General features: G+C 37.6%; 18 protein-coding genes and 1 tRNA gene. 8 read left to right on the top strand and 11 right to left on the bottom strand.

The window, feature by feature from the left end; genetic code table 11:
* Positions 1-16 precede the first annotated feature (16 nt).
* Entirely contained in the window at positions 17-2,221 is a 2,205-nt protein-coding gene (locus ACFSKL_RS14800) for a B12-binding domain-containing radical SAM protein (RefSeq protein ID WP_376887091.1), read from the bottom strand.
* A gap of 177 nt (positions 2,222-2,398) precedes the next feature.
* On the opposite strand from ACFSKL_RS14800, the gene ACFSKL_RS14795 reads away from it, so the two are divergent.
* The 5 genes from ACFSKL_RS14795 to ACFSKL_RS14775 all read left to right on the top strand — a co-directional run bounded on the left by ACFSKL_RS14795 (position 2,399) and on the right by ACFSKL_RS14775 (position 8,318).
* Positions 2,399-3,157 (top strand): 3-keto-disaccharide hydrolase, encoded by a 759-nt coding sequence (locus ACFSKL_RS14795; RefSeq protein ID WP_376887090.1) that lies wholly within the window; start codon positions 2,399-2,401, stop codon positions 3,155-3,157.
* Between the two features lie 134 nt (positions 3,158-3,291).
* Positions 3,292-3,750, top strand: coding sequence for a cold-shock protein (locus ACFSKL_RS14790; protein ID WP_376887089.1), 459 nt, complete (start codon positions 3,292-3,294; stop codon positions 3,748-3,750).
* On the top strand, positions 3,747-4,238 hold the full coding sequence (locus ACFSKL_RS14785; RefSeq protein WP_376887088.1) for a hypothetical protein: 492 nt from the start codon (positions 3,747-3,749) through the stop codon (positions 4,236-4,238). Before ACFSKL_RS14790 ends, ACFSKL_RS14785 begins: the two co-directional genes overlap by 4 nt.
* A gap of 107 nt (positions 4,239-4,345) precedes the next feature.
* Entirely contained in the window at positions 4,346-6,520 is a 2,175-nt protein-coding gene (locus tag ACFSKL_RS14780) for a S9 family peptidase (protein WP_376887087.1), read from the top strand.
* Between the two features lie 142 nt (positions 6,521-6,662).
* Positions 6,663-8,318, top strand: coding sequence for a M1 family metallopeptidase (locus ACFSKL_RS14775; protein WP_376887086.1), 1,656 nt, complete (start codon positions 6,663-6,665; stop codon positions 8,316-8,318).
* Between the two features lie 51 nt (positions 8,319-8,369).
* Here the strand turns inward: ACFSKL_RS14775 and ACFSKL_RS14770 are convergent, their stop codons facing one another.
* The gene (locus ACFSKL_RS14770) at positions 8,370-9,098 is read right to left on the bottom strand and encodes a uracil-DNA glycosylase family protein (protein WP_376887085.1); all 729 of its coding nucleotides are present in this window, start codon (positions 9,096-9,098) and stop codon (positions 8,370-8,372) included.
* Positions 9,099-9,188: 90 nt separating this feature from the next.
* Between ACFSKL_RS14770 and ACFSKL_RS14765 the strand changes: the two genes are divergently transcribed.
* Together ACFSKL_RS14765 and ACFSKL_RS14760 are read left to right on the top strand one after the other, a co-directional pair.
* Positions 9,189-10,469 carry a DNA-methyltransferase gene (locus tag ACFSKL_RS14765; protein WP_376887084.1) on the top strand — a complete coding sequence of 427 codons (1,281 nt, stop codon included), beginning with the start codon at positions 9,189-9,191 and terminating at the stop codon, positions 10,467-10,469.
* Positions 10,470-10,471: 2 nt separating this feature from the next.
* Positions 10,472-12,190, top strand: a complete 1,719-nt coding sequence (locus ACFSKL_RS14760; protein WP_376887083.1) for a DGQHR domain-containing protein — start codon at positions 10,472-10,474, stop codon at positions 12,188-12,190.
* A gap of 183 nt (positions 12,191-12,373) precedes the next feature.
* Here ACFSKL_RS14760 and ACFSKL_RS14755 read toward each other — a convergent pair whose 3' ends face one another.
* The 4 genes from ACFSKL_RS14755 to ACFSKL_RS14740 all read right to left on the bottom strand — a co-directional run bounded on the left by ACFSKL_RS14755 (position 12,374) and on the right by ACFSKL_RS14740 (position 15,372).
* Positions 12,374-12,634 (bottom strand): hypothetical protein, encoded by a 261-nt coding sequence (locus ACFSKL_RS14755; RefSeq protein WP_376887082.1) that lies wholly within the window; start codon positions 12,632-12,634, stop codon positions 12,374-12,376.
* Between the two features lie 59 nt (positions 12,635-12,693).
* Positions 12,694-12,769: transfer RNA gene (locus ACFSKL_RS14750), tRNA-Thr, on the bottom strand.
* Between the two features lie 125 nt (positions 12,770-12,894).
* On the bottom strand, positions 12,895-14,751 hold the full coding sequence (locus ACFSKL_RS14745; RefSeq protein ID WP_376887081.1) for a DUF349 domain-containing protein: 1,857 nt from the start codon (positions 14,749-14,751) through the stop codon (positions 12,895-12,897).
* 51 nt (positions 14,752-14,802) lie between these two features.
* Positions 14,803-15,372: a YqgE/AlgH family protein gene (locus ACFSKL_RS14740; protein WP_376887080.1), complete on the bottom strand. Its 570-nt coding sequence runs from the start codon at positions 15,370-15,372 to the stop codon at positions 14,803-14,805.
* A gap of 152 nt (positions 15,373-15,524) precedes the next feature.
* Here ACFSKL_RS14740 and pdxH point away from each other — a divergent pair, with 152 nt between their 5' ends.
* Positions 15,525-16,160 carry a pyridoxamine 5'-phosphate oxidase gene (pdxH, locus tag ACFSKL_RS14735; protein ID WP_376887079.1) on the top strand — a complete coding sequence of 212 codons (636 nt, stop codon included), beginning with the start codon at positions 15,525-15,527 and terminating at the stop codon, positions 16,158-16,160.
* A 123-nt stretch (positions 16,161-16,283) separates the two neighbouring features.
* Here pdxH and bshB1 read toward each other — a convergent pair whose 3' ends face one another.
* From bshB1 to pnp, 5 genes are all read right to left on the bottom strand, one after another.
* Entirely contained in the window at positions 16,284-17,000 is a 717-nt protein-coding gene (gene bshB1, locus ACFSKL_RS14730) for a bacillithiol biosynthesis deacetylase BshB1 (protein ID WP_376887078.1), read from the bottom strand.
* 194 nt (positions 17,001-17,194) lie between these two features.
* Positions 17,195-18,229: a peptidoglycan DD-metalloendopeptidase family protein gene (locus ACFSKL_RS14725; protein ID WP_376887077.1), complete on the bottom strand. Its 1,035-nt coding sequence runs from the start codon at positions 18,227-18,229 to the stop codon at positions 17,195-17,197.
* Between the two features lie 15 nt (positions 18,230-18,244).
* The gene (trxB, locus tag ACFSKL_RS14720) at positions 18,245-19,183 is read right to left on the bottom strand and encodes a thioredoxin-disulfide reductase (protein ID WP_376887076.1); all 939 of its coding nucleotides are present in this window, start codon (positions 19,181-19,183) and stop codon (positions 18,245-18,247) included.
* A 226-nt stretch (positions 19,184-19,409) separates the two neighbouring features.
* Positions 19,410-20,273 carry a sigma-70 family RNA polymerase sigma factor gene (locus ACFSKL_RS14715; protein ID WP_014773234.1) on the bottom strand — a complete coding sequence of 288 codons (864 nt, stop codon included), beginning with the start codon at positions 20,271-20,273 and terminating at the stop codon, positions 19,410-19,412.
* Between the two features lie 99 nt (positions 20,274-20,372).
* Positions 20,373-22,508 (bottom strand): polyribonucleotide nucleotidyltransferase, encoded by a 2,136-nt coding sequence (gene pnp, locus ACFSKL_RS14710; RefSeq protein ID WP_376887075.1) that lies wholly within the window; start codon positions 22,506-22,508, stop codon positions 20,373-20,375.
* Positions 22,509-22,611: the final 103 nt, after the last annotated feature.

Below are 22,611 nucleotides of genomic sequence, written 5' to 3'. Positions count from 1 at the left end.
TAGACCGGGTTTTTTATTATACCAATACCAAGCCAGCTTCGAGAAGACTTGCCCATAGTTTGCCTTGGATTAACAATTCGATTTTGCCCAATCCCGCTTTTTCATACGATTCTTCAAATTGGGCAAAAGTCATTTCCTTTTTGCCGGTTTTCAAACGCACCTCCTCCAACACAGCCATCAGCCATTTTCCTTCTTGTTGGTTTACTTTGATCTCTATAGCCTGAGCTTTGTTTTCAACCGCAAGGGCTACCCCTTCCACAATTTTGCCTTTTTTGTTGTAGCTAGTTCTTTTTAGCGAAGCCCTGTTGCCTAGCCAAATCAACTTGGCATTTGGCTTGATGACAGTGCCACTGCTGTCTGTAATGGCCTTATAGATAAAATTCGGAGATACGCTCGTTCTTGGTATTTTGAAATCAAACCATTCTTGCAACGGGAAATCAAAACAGATCCCATGCATGTAATTAAACAGTGCCTTTTTTAAACCGGAACTGAAGCTTTCATGGTCTGTTCCTTCTGGATCTTCATGGCTTAAGTCATTGTCTGCAAACAATCCCTTTTCCGGTCCTATTTTCACAACCCTGAACTTCCCCGGATCTATACCGATAGGTGCATGGGAGGTCATCGCAAACAAATGCCAAAAACCCGATTGTATGGCATTGTTTTCAAATAACTGCCTAACCATTTCCAAGCTGTCGATAGTTTCCTGCGCAGTTTGCGTAGGGAATCCATACATCAGGTAAGCATGGACCATGATACCCGATTCTGTAAAATGATGGGCAACCCTCGCCACTTGGGCTACATTGACACCTTTTTGCATCATTTCCAAAAGCCTATCAGATGCTACCTCCAATCCGCCTGATACGGCTATGCAGCCTGAAGCTTTCAGGAGTCTACAAAGATCGAAGGTAAAGCGCTCTTCGAAGCGGATATTGGTCCACCAAGTAATTTTCAGGTTTCTTCTCAGGATCTCAATAGCCATTTCTCTCATCAGGGCAGGGGGCGCAGCTTCATCTACAAAATGGAATCCTGTTTGTCCTGTCTGCTCAATCAATTCCTCTATTCTATCACAAATCAATGAGGCAGAAATAGGCTCATAATTTTTGATGTAATCCAGTGAAATATCGCAAAAAGAGCATCTTTTCCAATAACAGCCGTGTGCCATAGTCAGCTTGTTCCATCTGCCATCTGACCAGAGCCTGTGCATGGGGTTGACAATTTCTATCACTGACAAATACTTATCCAAGTACAGTCCCCGATAATCTGGGGTTCCAGTTTTGCTAAAAGGAATATCACGATCCCTCGAACCATTGCAATAAACAACTTCCTCATCTATCCGTGCAAAGGTTCTTTTCAAATCCTTCAATTCCCTTTCACCTTCAAAAAACTCCATTAGATTTGCCAATGGCCTTTCCCCATCATCCAAAGTGATAAAATCCACATATTCGAAAACCCTAGACTCCTTCAGTGAACGCAGTTCGGTATTGGGGTAGCCACCACCCATGATGACCTTTATTTTTGGATGGTTCTTTTTGATATATTGCCCACATCTGAGCGAACCATATAGGTTTCCGGGAAACGGCACAGACAGACATACAATCTGTGGGCTTGCTTCTAGGATGCATTTTTCAAGTTCTTCAATCAGCACTTCATCCACAAATGAAGGGGCAGCCAACAAGGATTCCTGTAATGGATCAAAGGATACAGCTGATCTTCCCAACCTCTCAGCATATCGGCTAAAACCAAAATTTGGATCCAACGCCTCTTGGATCAAATCTCCCAAATCCTCCAGGTAAAGCGTTGCCAAGTGCCTTGCTTTGTCTTGGATTCCCATCGTGCCAAATGCCCAATCCAGCTCATCAACCAAATCAAACCTTGAAGCTTGTGGAAGAAAATCCCCATCACAAATATTGTATGCAATGGTTGGGTTCTTGAATTGGAGAAAATTGATGACCGGAGTTATCGTGTGGAGATACTCATCTTGAAGCCTGATGATCCTCTGGCTGTTATGTGATAGTTTTTTAATATCCAGTTTTTCAATACTTTGAAATACCTCAGTTAAACCTTTTTTAGAAAAAATCCTCAAAATCACGTTTAAGCCTAAGTCAGCCTGTAAAGATTTTTTATCCAAGGTATTGAGATAGCCTTTGATATATGCAGTGGCTGGGTAGGGGGTATTGAGTTGGGTAAATGGAGGGGTAAGTAGAAGGATAGTTGCTGACACAATAAAGAGATTTGGATCAAATTTCGCTATTTTCTCCGACTTACAAACTGTATTCGTGCCTTCATTGGAAATATAATTCTAAAAACCACTGCTCTCAGGAAGTAAATTCCATCAATGGCTTTCGATTTGATAAATATTGGTTTAATTTGGAAGTTTACTAACAAACCAAGATACCCTATGAAAACCTATATGAAAAGTTTGGGTGTAATGCTGGCACTTTGTTCGGCTTCACCGCTTATGGCACAACAAAAAGACATCAAACTACCACCTGAGGCAACCGAGTTTTGGGAACCCGTACCCAGAAAAGTAGATCCCGGAAAGCAAAACCATGAAGCTCCAAGTGATGCCATTGTTATATTTGACGGTAAAAACCTGGATAGCTTTGTAAGCAATAGAGATGGGGCTCCCGCGGCATGGAAAGTAGAAAACAATGCCATGACAGTGAATCCCAAATCAGGGGATATCAAGACCAAAGAAGCTTTTGGAGACATGCAACTGCATATAGAATGGGCTTCCCCAACTGTAATAAAAGGAGAAGGGCAGGGCAGGGGCAACTCAGGAGTCCTCATCATGGGAATGTACGAAGTCCAGGTTTTGGATTCTTATGAGAGCCGCACCTATTCGAATGGCCAAGCAGCAAGTATCTACAAGCAATACCCGCCATTGGTGAATGCCACCAAAGCCCCTGGAGAATGGAATACCTATGATATCTTTTTCACTGCGCCCAGATTCAACAAAGACGGCATGCTGATTTCCCCTGCCAAAGTTACTGTGATCCACAATGGGATATTGGTACAGAATGCCGTAGAACTGAAAGGGCCAACAGAATATATTGGGATACCAAACTATAAGGCACATGACGAAGAGTTGCCATTCGTACTCCAGGATCATGGGGATTTGGTGAGCTTTAGAAACATTTGGGTAAGAAGGCTTTAATTCGGCTTTGCCTCGGCCCAACATTCCTTTAAATCCTACAAACACCCATTCCAACAAAAATTTTGTGGGATGATTTGAAAATACTTCTTGGAATAAAATAGGAATTCTTCAAAAAAACCAAGTATTTTGCAAATATGGCAAAATCAAGAGAGACCTTTAACAAAAAAGAGAAGGAAAAATTAAGACAAAAAAAGAAACAGGAAAAGGTAGATAAGAAAGAAGCCCGGAAATCAAATGAAAAATCCACGGATTTTGAAGATATGATTGCCTACGTGGATGAATTTGGAAATATCACCTCAACACCACCTGATCCAACCAAGAAAAGAAAAGAAATCGATGTAGATAGCATCGAGATCGGAGTCTCTAAAACTATAGAGACGGAAGACGATGGAGCTGGAAGGAAAGGGAAAGTTACCTTTTTCAATGATTCAAAAGGTTACGGCTTTATCAAAGACGAACAAACACAGGAAAGTATATTTGTTCATGTAAATGGTTGTCTGGACCAAATACAGGAAAATGACAAAGTGACTTTTGAAACAGAAAAGACTGCAAAAGGACTAAGCGCTATACAAGTGAAGTTAGTTGAAAAATGAAAATTGCTAGTCTAGCTGAATTAAAAAAAGAATTAGCTTATCTCAATGAGAAAGACCTTCGGGAATTGATCATTGATTTAAGTAAATTCAGCACGGACAACAAAGCCTATTTATTTTTCAAACTCTTTGAAAAAGAGAATCCTGGGATTTTTGTCGAAATGGTCAAAGAAGAGTTGGAATCTGAATTTCAAAAATCCAATTCCAGAAATTACCATTTCGCCAAAAAATCTGCCCAGGCAGTCAGGCGAAAACTTAACAAAAACCTTAAACTCAGTAAAGACAAAACAGCCCAAATAGAGCTGATTATTTTTTTCTGCCAAAAACTCAAGGAGTACGGATACCTGCAATTCAGACATCCGGTGATCGACAACCTTTACAATTCCCAAATCAAGAAAATCAATACCCTGATAGCAAAGCTCCATGAAGATTTGCAGTTTGATTATGTGCAATTGTTGGAAGAACTTGCAGAAATCGATCATAGTATTTAATCATTTCCTTGTACAATCTATCCTAAAATTCCCCCTCAGATCATTAAGGTTCAGGTTTGGATTATTTATTTTAGTATTTTCCCGGTATGAAAATCACTAAAACCTTAATGAAATTTTTATTGCTGCTTTGCATAGTCCTTTATTTCAAAGACAGCACTGCACAGACGATCAATTGGAATGGCAAAGATGATAGCTATTTCAAGATTGAAAACGACCAAATCATAAAATACCAACTTCCAGGAAATGTGGCTAAAGTGTTTTTGACGTTGGAAAACCTCAAACCTTTGGACTCAGATACCCCATTGAAAGTAAGAGATTATGCTGTCTCATCAGATGAAAATCTGGTTTTGATCTATACGAATACTAGAAAAGTATGGAGGCTGGATACCCGGGGAGATTATTGGATCTATGATGTAGCTAGGAAATCTTTGAAACAACTAGGGCAAGGTCTTCCTGAGTCGAGTCTTCAATTTGCTAAAATTGACCCGACCGGCAAAAATGTGGCCTATGTCAGTGAGTCTAACCTGTATTCTGAATCGATCTCTGATGGAAAAATCGCACAATTGACCCATGATGGAAACAGAAAACTAATCAATGGGACATTTGACTGGGCTTATGAAGAAGAGTTTGCCTGCAGGGATGGATTCCAGTGGAGTCCTGATGGAACGCATCTTTCCTTTTGGCAAATCGATGCCGAAAAGATCAGAGACTTTTATATGATCAACAATACCGATTCGGTCTATTCGCAAATAATCCCTATAGAATACCCAAAAGTAGGTTACTCACCTTCACCTGCGAGAATCGGGGTTATAGAACTGGCAACCGAAAAGCTAGACTGGTTGCCAATTCCAGGAGAACCAGACCAACACTATCTTCCAAGAATGGAGTGGAATTCAGCAAATACACTGTTGGTCCAACAATTGAATAGGAAACAAAATGAAAGCAGGATATTCAAAATCAATATTCCCGACTTGAATGTTGCTGCTATTTATAATGAAACGGATCAAGCTTGGATTGATGTATTGTCCAGTTGGGACAATGTATACGGATTGACTTTCAGACATGAAATCAAATGGATCAATAAAGGAAAGGAATTTCTATGGTTGAGTGAAAAAGACGGCTGGAAACACATCTATCGGATCGATATGGACGGCAAAGAGAAATTGATCACCAAAGGAGCCTTTGATGTGATGAATCTACTTGGTGTGGACGAAAAGGAAAATTGGATCTATTTCCATGCTTCTCCCAACAACGCAACACAAAAATATCTATACAGAACAAGAATGGATGGAAAAGGCAAACTTGAGAAAGTCACACCTCAAGGATTGGAGGGACTTCACCATTATGAATTTTCACCCAATGCAGCCTATGCCATTCATCAGTTTCAAAACAACTACACCCAGCCACTTCGGGAATGGATTAGCTTGCCAAAGCATCAGGTTTTAAATCAAAAGGAGAGTATTTCCCAAAATATAACCTCCAAACAGCAGGACAAAAATGTGGAATTCTTTCAAATTACCATTGAAGACAATGTAACAATGGATGGCTGGATGGTCAAACCAAAGGCATTTGATGAAACAAAAAAATACCCAGTCGTATTTTATGTCTATACAGAACCATGGGGAGCCAATGTTAAAGATGGGTTCGGTATAGGATATAACAGGCTGTATGATGGAGATATGGCAGAAGATGGATATATCTACATCAGTCTGGACAACAGGGGGACACCTGTGCCAAAAGGAAGGGAATGGAGAAAGAGTATCTATAGAAAAGTAGGCCAACTCAATATCTCAGATCAGGCTGCTGCTGCCAAACAAATTGCAGAGTGGGGCTTTGTCGATCCCGATAGGATAGCCGTTTGGGGCTGGAGTGGGGGAGGTTCTGCTACTTTAAACCTGTTGTTTCAATATCCCGAAATCTATAAAACTGGCATTGCAATAGCTGCTGTTGCCGACCAATTGACATACGACAACATCTATCAAGAAAGGTATATGGGACTTCCCCAAGAAAACCTACAGGATTTTATAGATGGATCTCCCGTAACGCACGCAAAAAACCTGGAAGGAAACTTACTTTATATCCATGGCACTGGGGATGACAATGTACATTATGCCAATGCGGATATTCTCGTCAATGAATTGATAAAACATGGTAAATTGTTTCAAATCATGCCTTATCCCAATAGGAGCCATTCCATTTCGGAAGGACCGGGAACAACAGCACATTTGAGAAAACTCTTCACAGATTATCTTAAAAATCATTGTCCTCCAGGAGGGATTTAAGTTTGTTTGATTATCCGAAATGATACCAAAAGGCAAATTAAACACTTTGCATTTAGCGGATAATCGTCAACTGTCAACCGTTTACAGTCAACAGCACGCTTTCCACTCATTTAATTCTGATAAAAAAATTAAATTATATTTCATGTCTCTGATCAAAGGAAAAATATTCAAGCTCTCTTTGTTGGTTTTATCAATCATCTCATTTATTTCTGAGAGCCAATCCCAGCAAAGGATTACCCGTGCTGATACATTAAGGGGAAGCATTACTCCTGAAAGGGCTTGGTGGGATTTGAACTACTACCATTTGGATATTGAAGTAAAACCTGAATCAAAATCTATAAGTGGTACAAATACAGTTAGATATCTTGTAAAAGAACCACATCAGGTTTTGCAGATAGATCTCCAGAAACCAATGAAAATCACGCTGGTAAAGCAAGATGGAAAAAGCTTGGAAGTGAAAAAAGATGGTGCTGCACATTTTGTCCAACTTCAAAAAAAGCAAATAGCAGGGGAGTATGAATCCATTGAAATCAGCTATGAAGGACAACCCAAAGAAGCTATCAGGCCGCCATGGGATGGTGGATTGACTTGGTCCAAAGATGAGAATGAGAATTGGTTTATCGCAAATTCCAATCAAGGAATAGGATCCAGTATCTGGTGGCCAAGCAAAGACCACCCAGCGGATGAACCTGATAGTATGTTGATAAGTGTCAAAGTTCCCAAGGATCTGATGAATGTCTCCAATGGACAGCTTAGGGAAGTAGAAGAAAGTGATTTGACTAAAACATACCGCTGGTTTGTAAGCAATCCTATCAATGGATACGGCGTAAATATCAATGTTGGTGATTATGTACACTTTGATGAAATCTACCAGGGAGAAAAAGGTCCTTTGAAAATGGATTATTATCCATTGAGCTATAACCTGGACAAAGCCAAGAAGCAATTCAAAGATGCGACCAGAATGATGGAAGCATTTGAATATTGGTTTGGGCCATATCCATTTTATGAGGATGGATTCAAACTTGTGGAAGCACCCTATTTGGGAATGGAGCATCAGAGCTCAGTCACCTATGGCAATGGCTATGAAAATGGATACAGGGGAACTGATCTGAGTGGAACTGGATGGGGATTAAAGTTTGATTTTATCATCATCCATGAATCCGGGCATGAATGGTTTGCCAACAATATCACCTATAAGGATGTCGCAGATATGTGGATTCACGAAAGCTTCACAAACTACTCTGAGAGCTTGTTTGTAGAGTACCATTATGGCAAAAAAGCAGGGCAGGAATATGTGAGAGGCACCAGAAGTAAGATCCTGAACAAAATCCCAATGATAGGAGTATACGGAATCAACAGACAAGGTTCCGGCGATATGTATTCCAAAGGAGGAAATATGTTGAATACGCTTCGTGAGGTATTGAATGATGATGACAAATGGAGAAGTATCCTCAGGGGATTGAACGAAGAGTTTTACCATCAGACCGTCACTACAGCGCAAATCGAGAATTATATCATCGAAAAATCAGGATTGGATTTGGAGAGTTTCTTTGACCAGTATCTGAGGAATATTTCCATACCTACATTGGAGTATTATTATGACCAGGAAAATACGCTGCATTATCGCTGGGCAAATTGCATTGCAACATTCAATATCCCAGTAGATGTTCAGATAGGTAAAAAGAAAGTACGACTACCAGCAGACACACAATGGTCGGAATATAAAGTAGGCAAAAAACTTCCAGTAAAATTGAATCCCAATTATTATGTTGGGTCTTTTAATTTGACTGGGGGGTGAGAAAAAGATAAGTCTGTGGCGCAGTTGATTTTGTGACTTATTCGGGAATAATCAATTACTAAACCATTTAAATGTTGCTTTTAAGTAATTATTTAAGAAGTTATCTGCGTCGTTACAATTAAATCCAAAATCAATCAACCTTCTATATGGACTACCTGGTGAAGGAATTGCAATACATTCTATTGTTCCACCTGAATTAACATTAATTACACTACAAATTGGTTTCTTAATTAATTCAGTGTCACACATAATATCTTGAATAATTTGATTTTGTAAGATCAACGATTTTTCTAAATTAAGTGTTAAATTATTATGCATTTTAAAAAATTGTGTATTCAACAACATTTCGTTCATCACTCCCTTCGAAGTACAAAGAATTTTTATTTTCCCCCCAGTTTTTGGTATCTGAAAAAAATGATGGTTATATAATCTATTTGTTAAATGTTTATCTAAACTGGATTTATTTTTTCGATTACAACTCATTATTACATCAGTTATACCGATTGAATTATTTTCTAAACTGTTTATCAGAGAGTGGATATCATTTTTTGCAACTTTTTGATCAATATATTTTTGATACCATAACCAAAATTTATTAGTTGAACTCCCATAGAAAAAATGTAAATCACCATTTTTCATCCTTTCATTTTCCTTTTCTTTGAAAGTTTCATTTTTTTCAGGATCTGGATTTGTTAAAGCCCAAGTCGGAAAACTTCCAAGAATAATTTTTGATTTCTTAATTATTGTATTGTTTTTGTCAATTCTTGGATGATTTTCCATTTATTAAAATCTTAATTATTTCAATTCATTTTATTTTAAAACAAAACTTGTATTTTTAAAAAGTTAAAAATCACTTGCTTTAAATAAAGAATGAAAGATATTTTTAAAGTACATAATGTTGATGCTCGAAAGATAGGTACAATTGTCAAAGAACCAATTGTGGATGTTACAATTACTTCTCCACCATATTTTAACTTAAAAGATTATGGATATAAAAATCAAATTGGATTTGGTCAGAAATATAACGAGTACCTAGAAGATTTAAGGTTAGTTTTTGAGCAAGTTTTTGATATAACTAAAGATTCCGGAACATTGTGGGTTATTATTGATACATTTAGGAAAGATGGAGAAGTAGTTCCCTTACCTTTTGATTTCTCAAATAAAATTAGTGAAGTTGGATGGAAACTTCAAGAAGTTATTATTTGGGGAAAAGACAGGACAGTACCTTGGGCTCATAAAGGTCAAATGAGAAGTTTGTTTGAATATGTATTATTGTTTTCTAAAACGAAAAATTACAATTTCAACATAGATAAAGTGAGAGATTTTCAATCACTTAAAAAGTGGTGGGTGAAATATCCAGAACGATATAATCCAAAAGGTAAAACTCCTGAAGCCATTTGGAATTTTGATATTCCTATGCAAGGATCTTGGGGGAAAGGCTACATTAAGCATTTTTGTCCATTACCTGAAGATATGATTGCTCAAATGCTGAAAATAACTACAGAAGAAAATGATGTTGTGTTAGACTGTTTTTCTGGATCTGGGGCTGTATTATCTAAAGCAGATAATATGAAAAGAAGATATATTGGGTTTGAATTGAACGAGGACTACATAAGTATGTTTAACAATTACCTCAAAGAAACTGGAAAGCAAAAACGCAAGGAATATGAGCTCGAAGAAAAGGGATCAATGGAGCAGAATAAGTTTCAAAAATTAATCCTTGATCTTAGAGCTTTAAAGTTCGCCAGATTATTTTATAGAAAACTAAAAGCTGAAGGACTTGATGAGATTATAAAAATACATGTTGAACGTTCACAAGCTACTCCCCAAAAAGTTAATAGTCTTTTTGTAATTCAATATGATGTTTTGGTTAAATCAATAAGTCAAAAAAATAGAATAGAAACCTTTTTAAATCATGCTATTAGCAAGGCACCTTTATCAAAATTTGGTATTGATCCAAGATTTCGTTTTATCTCTAATATTAATGATTTTTATGATTTGTTATCAAATAAAAAATTATATTCCTATACAACTCAAGTAACTCATAAATTTAAAAAGGAATTTGTATTGGAAGAATTAATTGATTTACCCAAATCAGATATCATAATTAGTCGGATAAAAGTGAATTTAGATGAAAAAGATTATGAATAGTTATGGCTAAAGCAAAACCCAAAACAAAAAGCAAAAGGAGTGTAAAACTTACTCCACATGAAAAAGAAAAAAATGCTTATCGAAAAGAAGTTCGAGGTATTTTTGGTAACTCTGGTTTCACAAGAGTTGGATACATTAGTGATAAAGAATTTATTTACAATGGTGCTAAAAGTGATTTTGATGATGTTTATATTTATGAAAATATTATTATCCTAATAGAATACACCGTAAGCAAAGCAGATAAGGTTGGTGATCATCTTAAGCCTAAGAAAATAGTTTATGATGAAATATTAAAGGATACTTCAGTCTTTTTAGATTTTTACGAAAATAAATTTCCCAGCCTCAAAGAAACCAGAAGTGATTTATTTGACTCGGATCAATGTAAAGTTATTATTCTTTACTGTGCAAAATATAATGTAAAAAAAACGCATCAAGACTTAATTTCAGGAATTAAATATTTTAATTATCCAACATTAAGATATTTTAAAAGCGTGACTGATGCTATTAAGTTGTCATCTAGATTTGAACTGTTTCACTTTTTAGGGCTTTCAATAAATAATATAGGCATGAATAGCATTTTGACTTCAAATGCTAATGATGTTTATGAGGGCTCAATCCTACCTCATTCTCATAGCAATTTTCCTAGAGGATACAAAGTTGTTTCTTTTTATGTTGATCCTGACTCATTGTTAGAAAGAAGTTATGTGCTTAGGAGTGATGGTTGGAGGGATGAAGTAGGTTTATATCAACGGATGATTAGTAAGGCTAAGATAAGTGCAATTCGAAAGTATTTAAAAACTGAAGGAAGAGTTTTTATAAATAATATAATTGTTACTCTACCAAGTACCACAAAACTATTAGATAAAAACCGGAATACTGTTGATCCAGATAAACTTACAAAGACTGAACCAGGCATTATTGAAATACCAAAAGGGTATAATTATATAGGATTGATCGATGGTCAACATAGAGTTTTTGCGTATCATGAGGGAGGGCTTTATGAAGATAATATTGCAAAAATGAGGAAACGACAAAATCTATTGGTAACGGGAATAATTTACCCTCCAGGAGTAAAATCTATTGACAAAACTAAGTTCGAGGCAAACCTCTTTCTAGAAATCAATTCAACACAAACGAATGCCAAATCTGATTTAAAACAAACGATTGGTCTTATGTTGAAACCATTTTCATCAGAGTCCATAGCTAAAGCAGTGATAAATCGTTTAAATGGGATGGGGGCTCTTGAAGATATGTTTGAAAAATATTTCTTTGATCGAGATAAAATTAAAACCACTTCTATAGTTAGTTATGGATTGAAACCAATAGTTAAATTAAGTGGAACTGATAGCTTTTTTAGTATCTGGGATAATGAAAATAAAAATGATTTATTGAATAATAGTAACAACGAAGATTTGCTATCAGATTATATTAGTTTTTGCTCTGAAAATATCGATTATATAATTAGTGCGATCAAACAAAAAATTGATCTTTCAAAATGGACTACTGACAGGAATGTTAAAAATAAAGTTCTCAATACAACAGCAATTAATGGAATTATCATTTGTCAAAGACTAGGGTTGGAAGATGGCATAATTGGTAATTTAGAATTTTATAAAGAGAAATTTGACAAAGTTAATTCTTTTGATTTTTCAAGCTATAAATCAAGTCAATATGCAAGTATGGGTAGAGATTTATACACTCAATTTTTATCCAAAAAATAAATTATCTAAAAGAGTTTGTGTGTTATATAATTTATATTATGTTAAATAAGAAAGACAAACATCCCTATTGTTGTAATAACAAGTGAATTAAGACAGCCCCTATTTCTTCCAGATGACATATGACTTTTGGAAACCAGACTTAGCCACCAATTCTGAAATCCAGCTTGTCTACTTTATTATTTTTCAACTTTGAAGATGTTCGGGATGAATGTTCAATTCATTCAAGTAAATACGGAAAGCATCGTCTTTTAAACCTACGGAAGCAACCTTAAAAAAACCTTTGGAAATAATATTGACCCCCTGTAGGTGTTCGGGATGGATATTTAGGTCTTCCAGATAAATATAATAAGAATTGTCATGAAGGGCGACTTTGGTCACTTTGAAAAATTCCAGCAGACCTTGAGGCAAAAGCAAAAATCCCCCAACTTTTTGGACTGATCCCATCCTTGATCCAAAAACAAAATACCTTAAAATGAAAAAAGGATAACGTTTCCGTTATCCTTTGGAGCCTCTTATCGGGATCGAACCAATGACCTACTGATTACAAGTCAGTTGCTCTACCAGCTGAGCTAAAGAGGCTTTTTTCAATCTTTTGGGCTGTTTTTCCCTTAAGACTCTGCAAATATAGCAGCTTAATTTTTACCTCCAAAACTGAATTGAAAAAAAATTAGGGAGATAAAACTATCTCCCTATTTATGAGTCAATTAAAATTCTCTCAAGATTGAAAGTTTTTTCTTCAACTTGTCAATTTCCGTTTCAGCCTTCTTGATTTTGTCATCAAACTGGTCTTTCAACTTATCGGCGGTCTTGGATGCAGCAAAAAACTCAAGGTTATTTTTCCACAACGTGATGTTATTTTCCAAATCTGAAATCTGTTTTCTGATTCCATGTTCTTTTTTGTTAAGAACCCTATTGCCATTTGGATCAGATTGAAGCTTGTTTAGGTTCAATCTGAACAAAAACTCATCTTTATTTCCACCTTGAATCCCCAGTTTTTCTACATAATAGTCCACAGCCTCATTGAAGCTTGCCAGCACCTCTTTCATGTTTTTTCTTGGTACAAATCCAATCTCATTGAATTGTAAAATCTTCGACTCCAAACTTTCTTCAGAAAGGCTTTCCGAATCGGCCTCCGCCTTGATTTCCTCACAAAGCGCTATCTTTGTCTTCAGGTTTTCATCAAATTCTTTGTTCACCGCTTTGTTGGCAGATCTCCTGTTTTCAAAGAATGAATCACAGGCTTTCTTGAACCTATTGTAGAGATCATCACGGACTTTTTCGGGTGTCGGTCCAAGGTTTCTCCATTCCTGCTGCAATGCGATCAACTTGTTGGCTGTTTCCTGCCAAGCTGTACTATCCACCAATCCCTCTGCTTGCACGATCAGCTCTTCCGCTTTGTTTTTATTCGCCAAACGGACTTCATCGAGTTCTTTGAAGAAATGGTTCTTGTTTTGGAAGAAATGCTTGAACAAACTCCAAAACTTCTTATTGATCTCTTTGCCCAATTCTTTTGGTACTGGACCTACTGCTTCCCATTCTTTTTGTATTGCAAGGACCTCCTTGGTCTTCACATTCCATTCCTTGATTTTGCTTGCCTTAAATTCAGCGTATTCTTCAAGCTTCAATATCAATTTTTCCTTTAGCTCAAGATTGTCCTTGTAGACTTCTTTTTGGCTATCATAATACTCTTTACGCCTATCATACACAGCATCAGATGCAGTTTTGAACCTTGTCCAAAGCGCTTCCTGCTCCTCACGTGGTACAGGACCTATGTGCTTGAACTCTTCATGGAGGTCGTTGAGTGCTTTTATGGCCTCAGTGAGGTCTTCTACCTTTACGAGCGTTTCTGCCTTTTCACAAATCTCTGTTTTCTGCTCCAGGTTCTTCTTTCTATCCAATTCTTTGAGTTCGAAGTATATGCTTCTATTATCATAGAATCTATCCATCAAAGCGTTGTAAGATGCCCACAGATTTCTGTTTTGTGCAGCTGGCACCTGCCCTATTTTCTTCCATTCTTCTTGGATGGATTTGATGGCATTGATACTCAAGGTCGTCTCTTCCCCATCTACCAAGTCTCTCAATCTATCCAATATGGCATTTTTCGCTTGGAGATTTTGTTCTTTTTGTTTTTCCTGATCTTTGAAAAATTCTGATTTTTTCACTTTAAAATCATGGATCAGAACATAAAACTCTGTGTCTAAGTTTGATTTTTTGAACTGAAAATCATCTGCCTCTCCCCCATCAGCCAAAAATTGTTGGAGTGCTTCATCTTTCTCCTTATGAAAGTATTCATCATAAGCAGATTTGATTTCATTCACTTTTTGGTCAGCTTTCGCATAATTCTGCAATGCCAACACAGCTTTCAATTCTACCACAAGCTCTTCCTTTGATAGTGAAGAATAATCGACCTCCTCTTCTACCTCAGTCTCCTCTTCCTGGTCCAACTCTTCTTCAGAGGCTTGGTTTGTTTCATTCGATAATTCATCTTTACCCTGTGCTTCCTGACTTTGAGTTGCTTGGGTCACCTTATCCTCATCGGACATTTCTTTGTCTGTGCTCATAATTTAATAAGTACTTTTGAAAAACTCTTAAAACAAAAGTAACAAAATTGTTTAATTTAATCTTGGGTCAATAGGATAATTTGCCAATACCTGATACTCCCCTCCCATATTTTTCAATATAATTCTCCATAATTCTTCCGGAGAGGAACCTAAAATGTAATTTGTATCAGTTGAATCACTTACAATCCAAGTCTTTTCTTCAATCTCATTTTCCAATTGCCCCTCGGACCACCCGGAGTACCCGATGAAAAATCGGATTTTGTCTAAATCAATCTCCGATAGCCTTAATTTGCTTACCAATTGCACAAAATTTCCTCCCCACCAAAGTTGGTCACCTACTTTGATGCTATCTTCCAATATCTTATCTCCATAATAGATAAAATGCAATGTGTTTTGCTCAACTGGCCCACCCACGTATACATCACAATCCAAAAAACTCAGATCATCGATCAATTCTCCCAGTTTGAGGATAGAAAGTTTGTTCAATACAAGCCCAAAGGCTCCATTTTCATTATTTTCACACAATAACACTACGGATCTTACAAAATTTTCATCTTGTAAAAACGGTTCTGAAATCAATAAATGACCAGATTTGGGATCAACTTTAGAATTTTCTTTCATAAAAAATCATTTTTGATTCATTGATTTGAATATAAATCTAAATTTTTTAAATGCAATAAGATTAGTAATTTTATCAAACAAAATTGAAATAAAATAACATTCAATTAATTCATTTAAGGTAAATCTCCAACAATCCCAATCCAAGTAGATCAATGAATATATCAGATATTAGAATTGAGTACTCACTCAAATCACTAACCTTAAGTGAAGTACTGGAAACACCCTTGGAGCAATTCCAAATTTGGTTTAATGAAGCCCTGGTATCGGAAGTCATGGAACCAAATTCAATGAATATTGCGACCATCAGGCCAGATGGAACTCCCAATGCAAGGATTGTATTGTTGAAAGGGATTGATGATGGCCTCGTTTTCTTTACAAATTACAATAGTTCCAAGGGGCAAGAATTGGCCCAAAACCCGAATATAGCGGTAACTTTTTTTTGGCCAGAGTTGGAAAGACAAGTTAGGTTTTCAGGAAAGGTCGAAAAGGTGAGTGAAAAGGATTCTGACGAATACTTTTTCTCAAGGCCTTTTTCCTCACAGATTGGCGCGTGGGTATCTCCCCAAAGTGCTGAAATCGAAAGCAGGGAGTTTTTGGAAGAGAGGGAAAAGCAGCTTCAGCAAGAGTTCAGTCCGCAAACTATGAAAAGGCCAACCCATTGGGGAGGCTACAGGATTGTGGTAAGTGAAGCGGAGTTTTGGCAAGGAAGACCGAGCAGGCTTCATGACAGGATCAAATATAAGTTGCAGGTAGATGGATCTTGGACCAAAACCAGAATCGCACCTTAATCTCTCCAATGTAAAAAATCAACATGCTGTAGGTCAGTAATTTTTAAGGTAAAGGTAAAAAGAGGAAAGGTAATTCACCCTTCCTCCTTTTACCTTTCTCCTCATCCCTTTGATAACATTCTCTTATTTCAAATCAAATAGATCTTCAATCCCCAGCATCCTCTCCTTGGTAAAGCCTTCTCCAAATTTTGCATTGATACTGTGGCCAAATTCCCGCGCTCTCGCTTCGATAAACTGGAAAAAGTTTTCCGAGGAAATGAAGCTTTGTGGTTCTTTGCTTTCAGGATCGTAAAATTGGGATTTAAAAGCCTTGATACTTGCTACTTTTATATCCCAAAAATCTGAAATATCAACCACAAAATCCGGTTGGATATAATTGTTTTGGATATAATGGTAGACATACTTCGGTCTCCATGGAGTCTGGGAAACACCATCCAATGTTGTCTCTATTTTCATCAAACCACTCATAAAGCAAGCTTTGGAAGCCACACTAGATCCCTTCCCATGATCAGGGTGTCTGTCTGTTATTGCATTTGCCAAGACTATTTCGGGTTGGTATTTCCTGATCATTTTGACAATTTCCAGCTGATGTGTGTGATCATCCAAAAAATAGATGTCTTCAAAACCCAAGTTATCCCTCGATGACAATTTCAATATTTCCGCGGCATCTGAAGCTTCAGCCAATCTTACTTCAGGTGTCCCACGAGTGCCCATTTCACCTTTGGTAAAATCAACAATCCCAACTTTCTTGCCCTTGGCAATCTGTGATGCGATCGTGCCTGAACACGCCAATTCAGCATCATCCGGATGAGCTGCGAATACGAGTATATCTAATTTCATGAATTTAATTTCAAAATTTCCACCTTTACAAAGGATATCGATTTTTAGCAATTTCAAAGTACCAACCCTTCAAGGATTGATCATCTAAAATGTACGGGTCGATTGAATGCCATCAGGATTTCAGTTTAAACCCCAGATTAGATTTCTGGCTAAAAGCGATTTCCATGGATAACATCAATCAAGGCCAAAAAAGTTTATCTAACTTTTAGGTTTTGACCAACTCTCAACACACTTCTTGTGGTTAGGTTATTCAGTCTTGTCAAGGTACTTACTTTTACCCCATATCTTTTGGCTATGACACTCAGGTTCTCTCCACTTCTAACCCTATGGTATACAGATTTCTGTGCTTCGATGACATGCTCAAAACTTGAAGATGTGACTGCATAAATATCGGAACGCAATCTTCCAACATTGAAATCAAACAATTGTGTTGGGTTGATGGATAAACCTTGGTACCTGACTTCAAAGTGTAAGTGAGGGCCTGTACTCCTTCCCGTGCTTCCACCCAGTCCTAGGACATCTCCGGATTTTACCTCCTGCCCTACTTCGACCAACAATTTTGACATATGGCCATACAGGGTCTCCAGTCCATTTTTATGCCTTACCACTACATAGTAGCCATATCCATTTCTATCATAGGATTTGATCCGTACGATCCCGTCAAAGGTACTGTAGATGGGATCTCCTGTAGTCAATTTCAAATCAGTCCCGTGGTGCCATCTGTATCTCCTGAAGCCAAACTCTGAGGTGATCCTTGTTTCATCCAAAGGCAGTGCCCATTTGGTCCCAAAGAATTGGTCATACAATTTGATATAGACAGTATCTTTAAAATCTTTTGGGTTAAAATCATAAATATTGATTTTTTGACTGTCCCAAGACGAAAAATATTCAAACGCGGTAATCCAAATGCTGTCAATCTGAATTTGTTCCGATACCCTTACCAGTTGGTTGGTCGGAGCCCAAATCATAGATAATGTGTCTTCGGAAACAATACTGAGCTTCTTCCTGATATCAACGATATCTTTATACAATAATGAATCTGTCTGCCTTGTGATATTCTGCAAATACTTTTGGGAATCAAACAACCTAATATCCCTCAAAAGAGGGTTTACAGGTACGCTCGTTTGCTCCTTTGGTTTTTTGATTATTTTGGGAAAAACTTGGGCATGGCTTTCATTCAAGCCCATACCCAAGATTATAAATAATAATACTACAACTCTATAATTCATTAGTTAATCTTAAGGCTATTCTATAGATGCCAAATATCTTTCAGCATCTAATGCTGCCATACATCCTGTTCCTGCTGCAGTCACAGCTTGTCGATAGATATGGTCTTGTGCATCACCACAAGCAAATACCCCTTCAATATTTGTCTTGGTGCTTCCGGGGATTGTTTTGATGTAACCGGAATCATCCATGTTGATAAAATCCTTGAAAATCCCGGTATTTGGTTGGTGTCCAATAGCAACAAAGAAGCCAGAAACTTTCAATTCTGTGATTTCTTTTGTCAAGTTATTGATGACCCTTGCCCCTGTCACCTCATCATCGCCCAGAATCTCCTGGGTTTCAGTATTCCAGAGGATTTCTATCTTGGGATTGTTCATCACTCTTTTTTGCATAATCTGTGAAGCTCTCATCTCTTCCCTTCTTACGATCATGTAGACCTTGTTGCAGATATTTGCAAGATAGGAAGCTTCTTCGCACGCTGTATCCCCTGCCCCAACTATGGCTACATCCTGGCCCCTAAAGAAGAAACCATCACATACAGCACATGCTGACACGCCTTTTCCGTTCAGTCTTTCTTCACTTTCCAAGCCAAGCCATTTTGCCGATGCTCCTGTGGAGATCAAAACTGTGTCTGCATGGATTTCAATTTGTTCGTCAACTATTACCTTATGTGGGGTTGAACTGAAGTCAACTTTAGTCACCAACCCATATCGAACCTGAGTCCCAAACCTTTCGGCTTGCTTTCTGAAATCTTCCATCATTTCAGGTCCCATAATCCCATCAGGATATCCGGGATAATTTTCAACATCTGTTGTGATAGTCAATTGCCCACCGGGTTGGCCACCAGTGTACAAAACAGGTTTCAAACCTGCCCTTGCCGCATATATGGCAGCTGTATATCCGGCCGGCCCGGAGCCAATAATCAATACTTTTACTTTTTCAATACCAGTTGACATTGCTGTTGCTTTTTAAGGTTGGCAAATTTTGTTAAATTATATTATACAACAAAGTTTAAACTTGTTAAAATTCCATAAAACATTAAGTTGTTTGAGAAAAAACGAAAGCTTTTTCCGTGAAAATGTTTGTTGGATTTTCATCCCTTATACATACTGAAGGTTTGAAAATTTGATATAAAAAAAAGGGGATAAAATCCCCTTTTCAATGATCTCACAAATAGGATTCTTAGCCTAGATATGGTTTTAAAGTCTTGCTTCTAGAAGTATGTCTTAATCGTCTGATAGCCTTTTCTTTAATCTGTCTTACCCTTTCTCTTGTAAGGTTGAATTTTTCGCCGATTTCTTCCAAAGTCATCGCATGTTCTCCATTCAAACCGAAGTACAATGTGATGACATCTGCCTCTCTTTGGGTCAATGTAGACAACGCTCTCTGAACTTCTTTTCTCAAAGAATCATTCATCAAGCCATCATCAGGCTTTTCTTCGCCATCATTTTCCAACACATCCAAAAGACTGTTTTCTTCACCCTGCACAAAAGGTGCATCCATAGAGACGTGCCTTCCGGAAATCTTCATGGTATCTACAACTTCACTTGCGGTGACTTCAAGAACCTCTGCCAATTCCTCTGGAGATGGCTCCCTTTCGAATTTTTGTTCAAGCTCGCTGAAGGTCTTGCTGATTTTATTCAAGGAACCTACCCTATTCAAAGGCAACCTTACAATCCTGGATTGCTCGGCCAATGCCTGTAGGATTGATTGCCTGATCCACCATACAGCGTAAGATATAAATTTGAAACCTCTGGTTTCATCAAACCTCTGAGCTGCTTTGATCAAGCCCAAGTTTCCTTCGTTGATCAAATCACCCAAAGAAAGGCCTTGATTTTGATATTGTTTGGCTACAGATACTACGAATCTCAGGTTGGCTTTAGTCAGCTTTTCCAAAGCTAGCTGATCTCCCTCCCTGATTCTTTTTGCCAATACTACTTCCTCGTCTGCGGTAAGTAGATCAACTTTACCAATTTCTTGCAGATACTTATCTAAAGATTGACTTTCTCTATTGGTTATCTGTTTGCTAATTTTTAGCTGCCTCATTCAAGATAATATTTAATTTCAATTTAGGACTCTGATATTAACAGAAAAGTATTGTGATAAGGTTCAAAATAATTCAATAGATTATTTTGAACCTTATTATTAATTGTCTGATTTCTCTGGTTTAGGTATCAAAACTTTTCTGGAAAGCTTGAATTTACCTGTCTTCTTATCTACATCGATAAGTTTGACCTGTATTTCCTCACCAGGTTCCAATACCCCGTCCATAGTTTCCAATCTCTCCCATTTGATTTCAGAAATATGAAGCAAGCCATCTTTGCCCGGCATGAACTCTACAAACGCACCAAATGGCATAATGTTTTTGACTTTGCCGGTATATGTCTCACCAATTTCTGGTTGGGCAACTATTCCTTTGATTCTGGAGATGGCAGCATTCATGGAAACCTCGTCGTTGGAGAAGATATTGATCTTTCCAACATTGTCCTTTTCTTCTATGACGATGGTCGCTCCTGTATCTTTTTGGATTTCTTGGATGACTTTTCCGCCTGGCCCAATCACTGCACCGATCAATTCTTTTGGAATCGACATGATGAATGATCTTGGAGTATGTGGCTTCAATTCCGCCTTAGGTGCATCAAGCGTTTTGCTGATCTCCTTCAATATATGTAACCTGCCTTCTTTAGCTTGGTAAAGAGCTTCTTTCAATACATTGTAATCCAAACCTTCTACCTTGAGATCCATTTGGCAGGCAGTGATGCCTTTCGCTGTACCGGTTACTTTGAAATCCATATCACCTAAGTGATCCTCATCTCCCAAAATATCTGACAAAATAGAATACTTACCGGTTTTTGCATCGGAAATCATCCCCATTGCAATACCAGTTACAGCTGATTTGATTGGAATCCCAGCATCCATCAATGCCAATGAACCTGCACAAACAGTCGCCATGGATGAAGATCCATTTGATTCCAAGATATCGGAAACAATCCTGATTGTGTATGGGTTTTGATCATCGGTTGGCAATACTTTTTTCAATGCCCTCATGGCAAGATTGCCATGCCCAACTTCCCTTCTACCCGGACCTCTGTTGATTTTTACTTCTCCAGTAGAGAATCCAGGGAAATTATAATGCAAGAAGAATTTGTTGTATCCGGAAATAACAGCACCGTCCACCATCTGCTCATCCATTTTTGTACCCAAAGTACAAGTGGTGATGGATTGGGTTTCACCTCTGGTGAAAACTGCAGAACCATGTGCCGATGGCAAATAATCTACAACAGACCATATTGGCCTTACTTCGTCCAATCTTCTTCCATCCAATCTTTTCTTTTCGTTCAATGTCAAATTTCTTGCAGCTTCCTTGTGGATTTTGGAGAAATATGGACCAATCAAACTGGCTTCGAACTCATGTTCTTCTCCTAGGCTTTCGATAAAACCTTCTTTGATTGCTTTGATCAATTCTGATCTTTCAGATTTGTTCGCAATCAATTTACCTACAGCATCGTAACATTTCTGGTAAAGTTCTGCATGCATTTTTTCATACAATGCAGGATCGGACTTTTCGTGGTTATATTCACGTTTAACTTCTTTTCCTACAGCAATCGTCAATTCTTTCTGAACTTGACAATGTCTTTTGATTTCTTCATGGGCAAGTTGTAAAGCTTCTACCATCTCATCTTCAGAGATTTCATTTGCTTCACCTTCCACCATCAAGATATATTCCTCAGATCCAGCTACAATAAACTCCATTGAAGCTTTCTCCAGTTGCGCTGGAGTAGGATTGATAAATAGGTTTCCATCAATTTTTGCTACCCTTACTTCAGATATGGGGCCATTGAAAGGGATATCTGAAACAGCAAGGGCTGCGGAAGCTGCCAATCCAGCCAAACAATCAGGGAGTACCTCAGCATCAGAAGACATCAGGGTGATTGAAATCTGGGTATCTGCATGGTAATCATCTGGAAAAATAGGTCGAATAGCTCTATCTACTATTCTACTGATCAATATTTCGTAATCGGAAAGTCTACCTTCCCTCTTTAGAAAACCTCCAGGAATTTTACCTGAAGCGGCAAATTTTTCTTGGTAATCAACAGACATCGGAAGGAAATCAACTCCTTCACCAGCCTCTTTTTTAGACATTGCAGTTGCTAATAGCATCGCATTGCCCATTCTTACTACAACAGCACCATCAGCTTGCTTAGCGAGCGCACCTGTTTCAATAATAATTTCCCTACCATCCTCTAAGGTGATAGTTTTAGAAATAACGTTTGGTAACATACAATTTTTTTAAGAATAAATCTTTATTAGTTATAAAAGTAAGGTTTAATATCTGGGGGAAAGAAAAAAAAGTAAGGTTCTCTATCAGAGAACCTTACAGTAA

It is taken from the genome of Belliella marina, from assembly GCF_042682445.1.
Taxonomy (GTDB): Bacteria; Bacteroidota; Bacteroidia; order Cytophagales; family Cyclobacteriaceae; genus Belliella; species Belliella marina.
The sequence above is the reverse complement of the archived record's forward strand: the minus strand, read 5'-3'. Positions and strand labels throughout refer to the sequence as shown.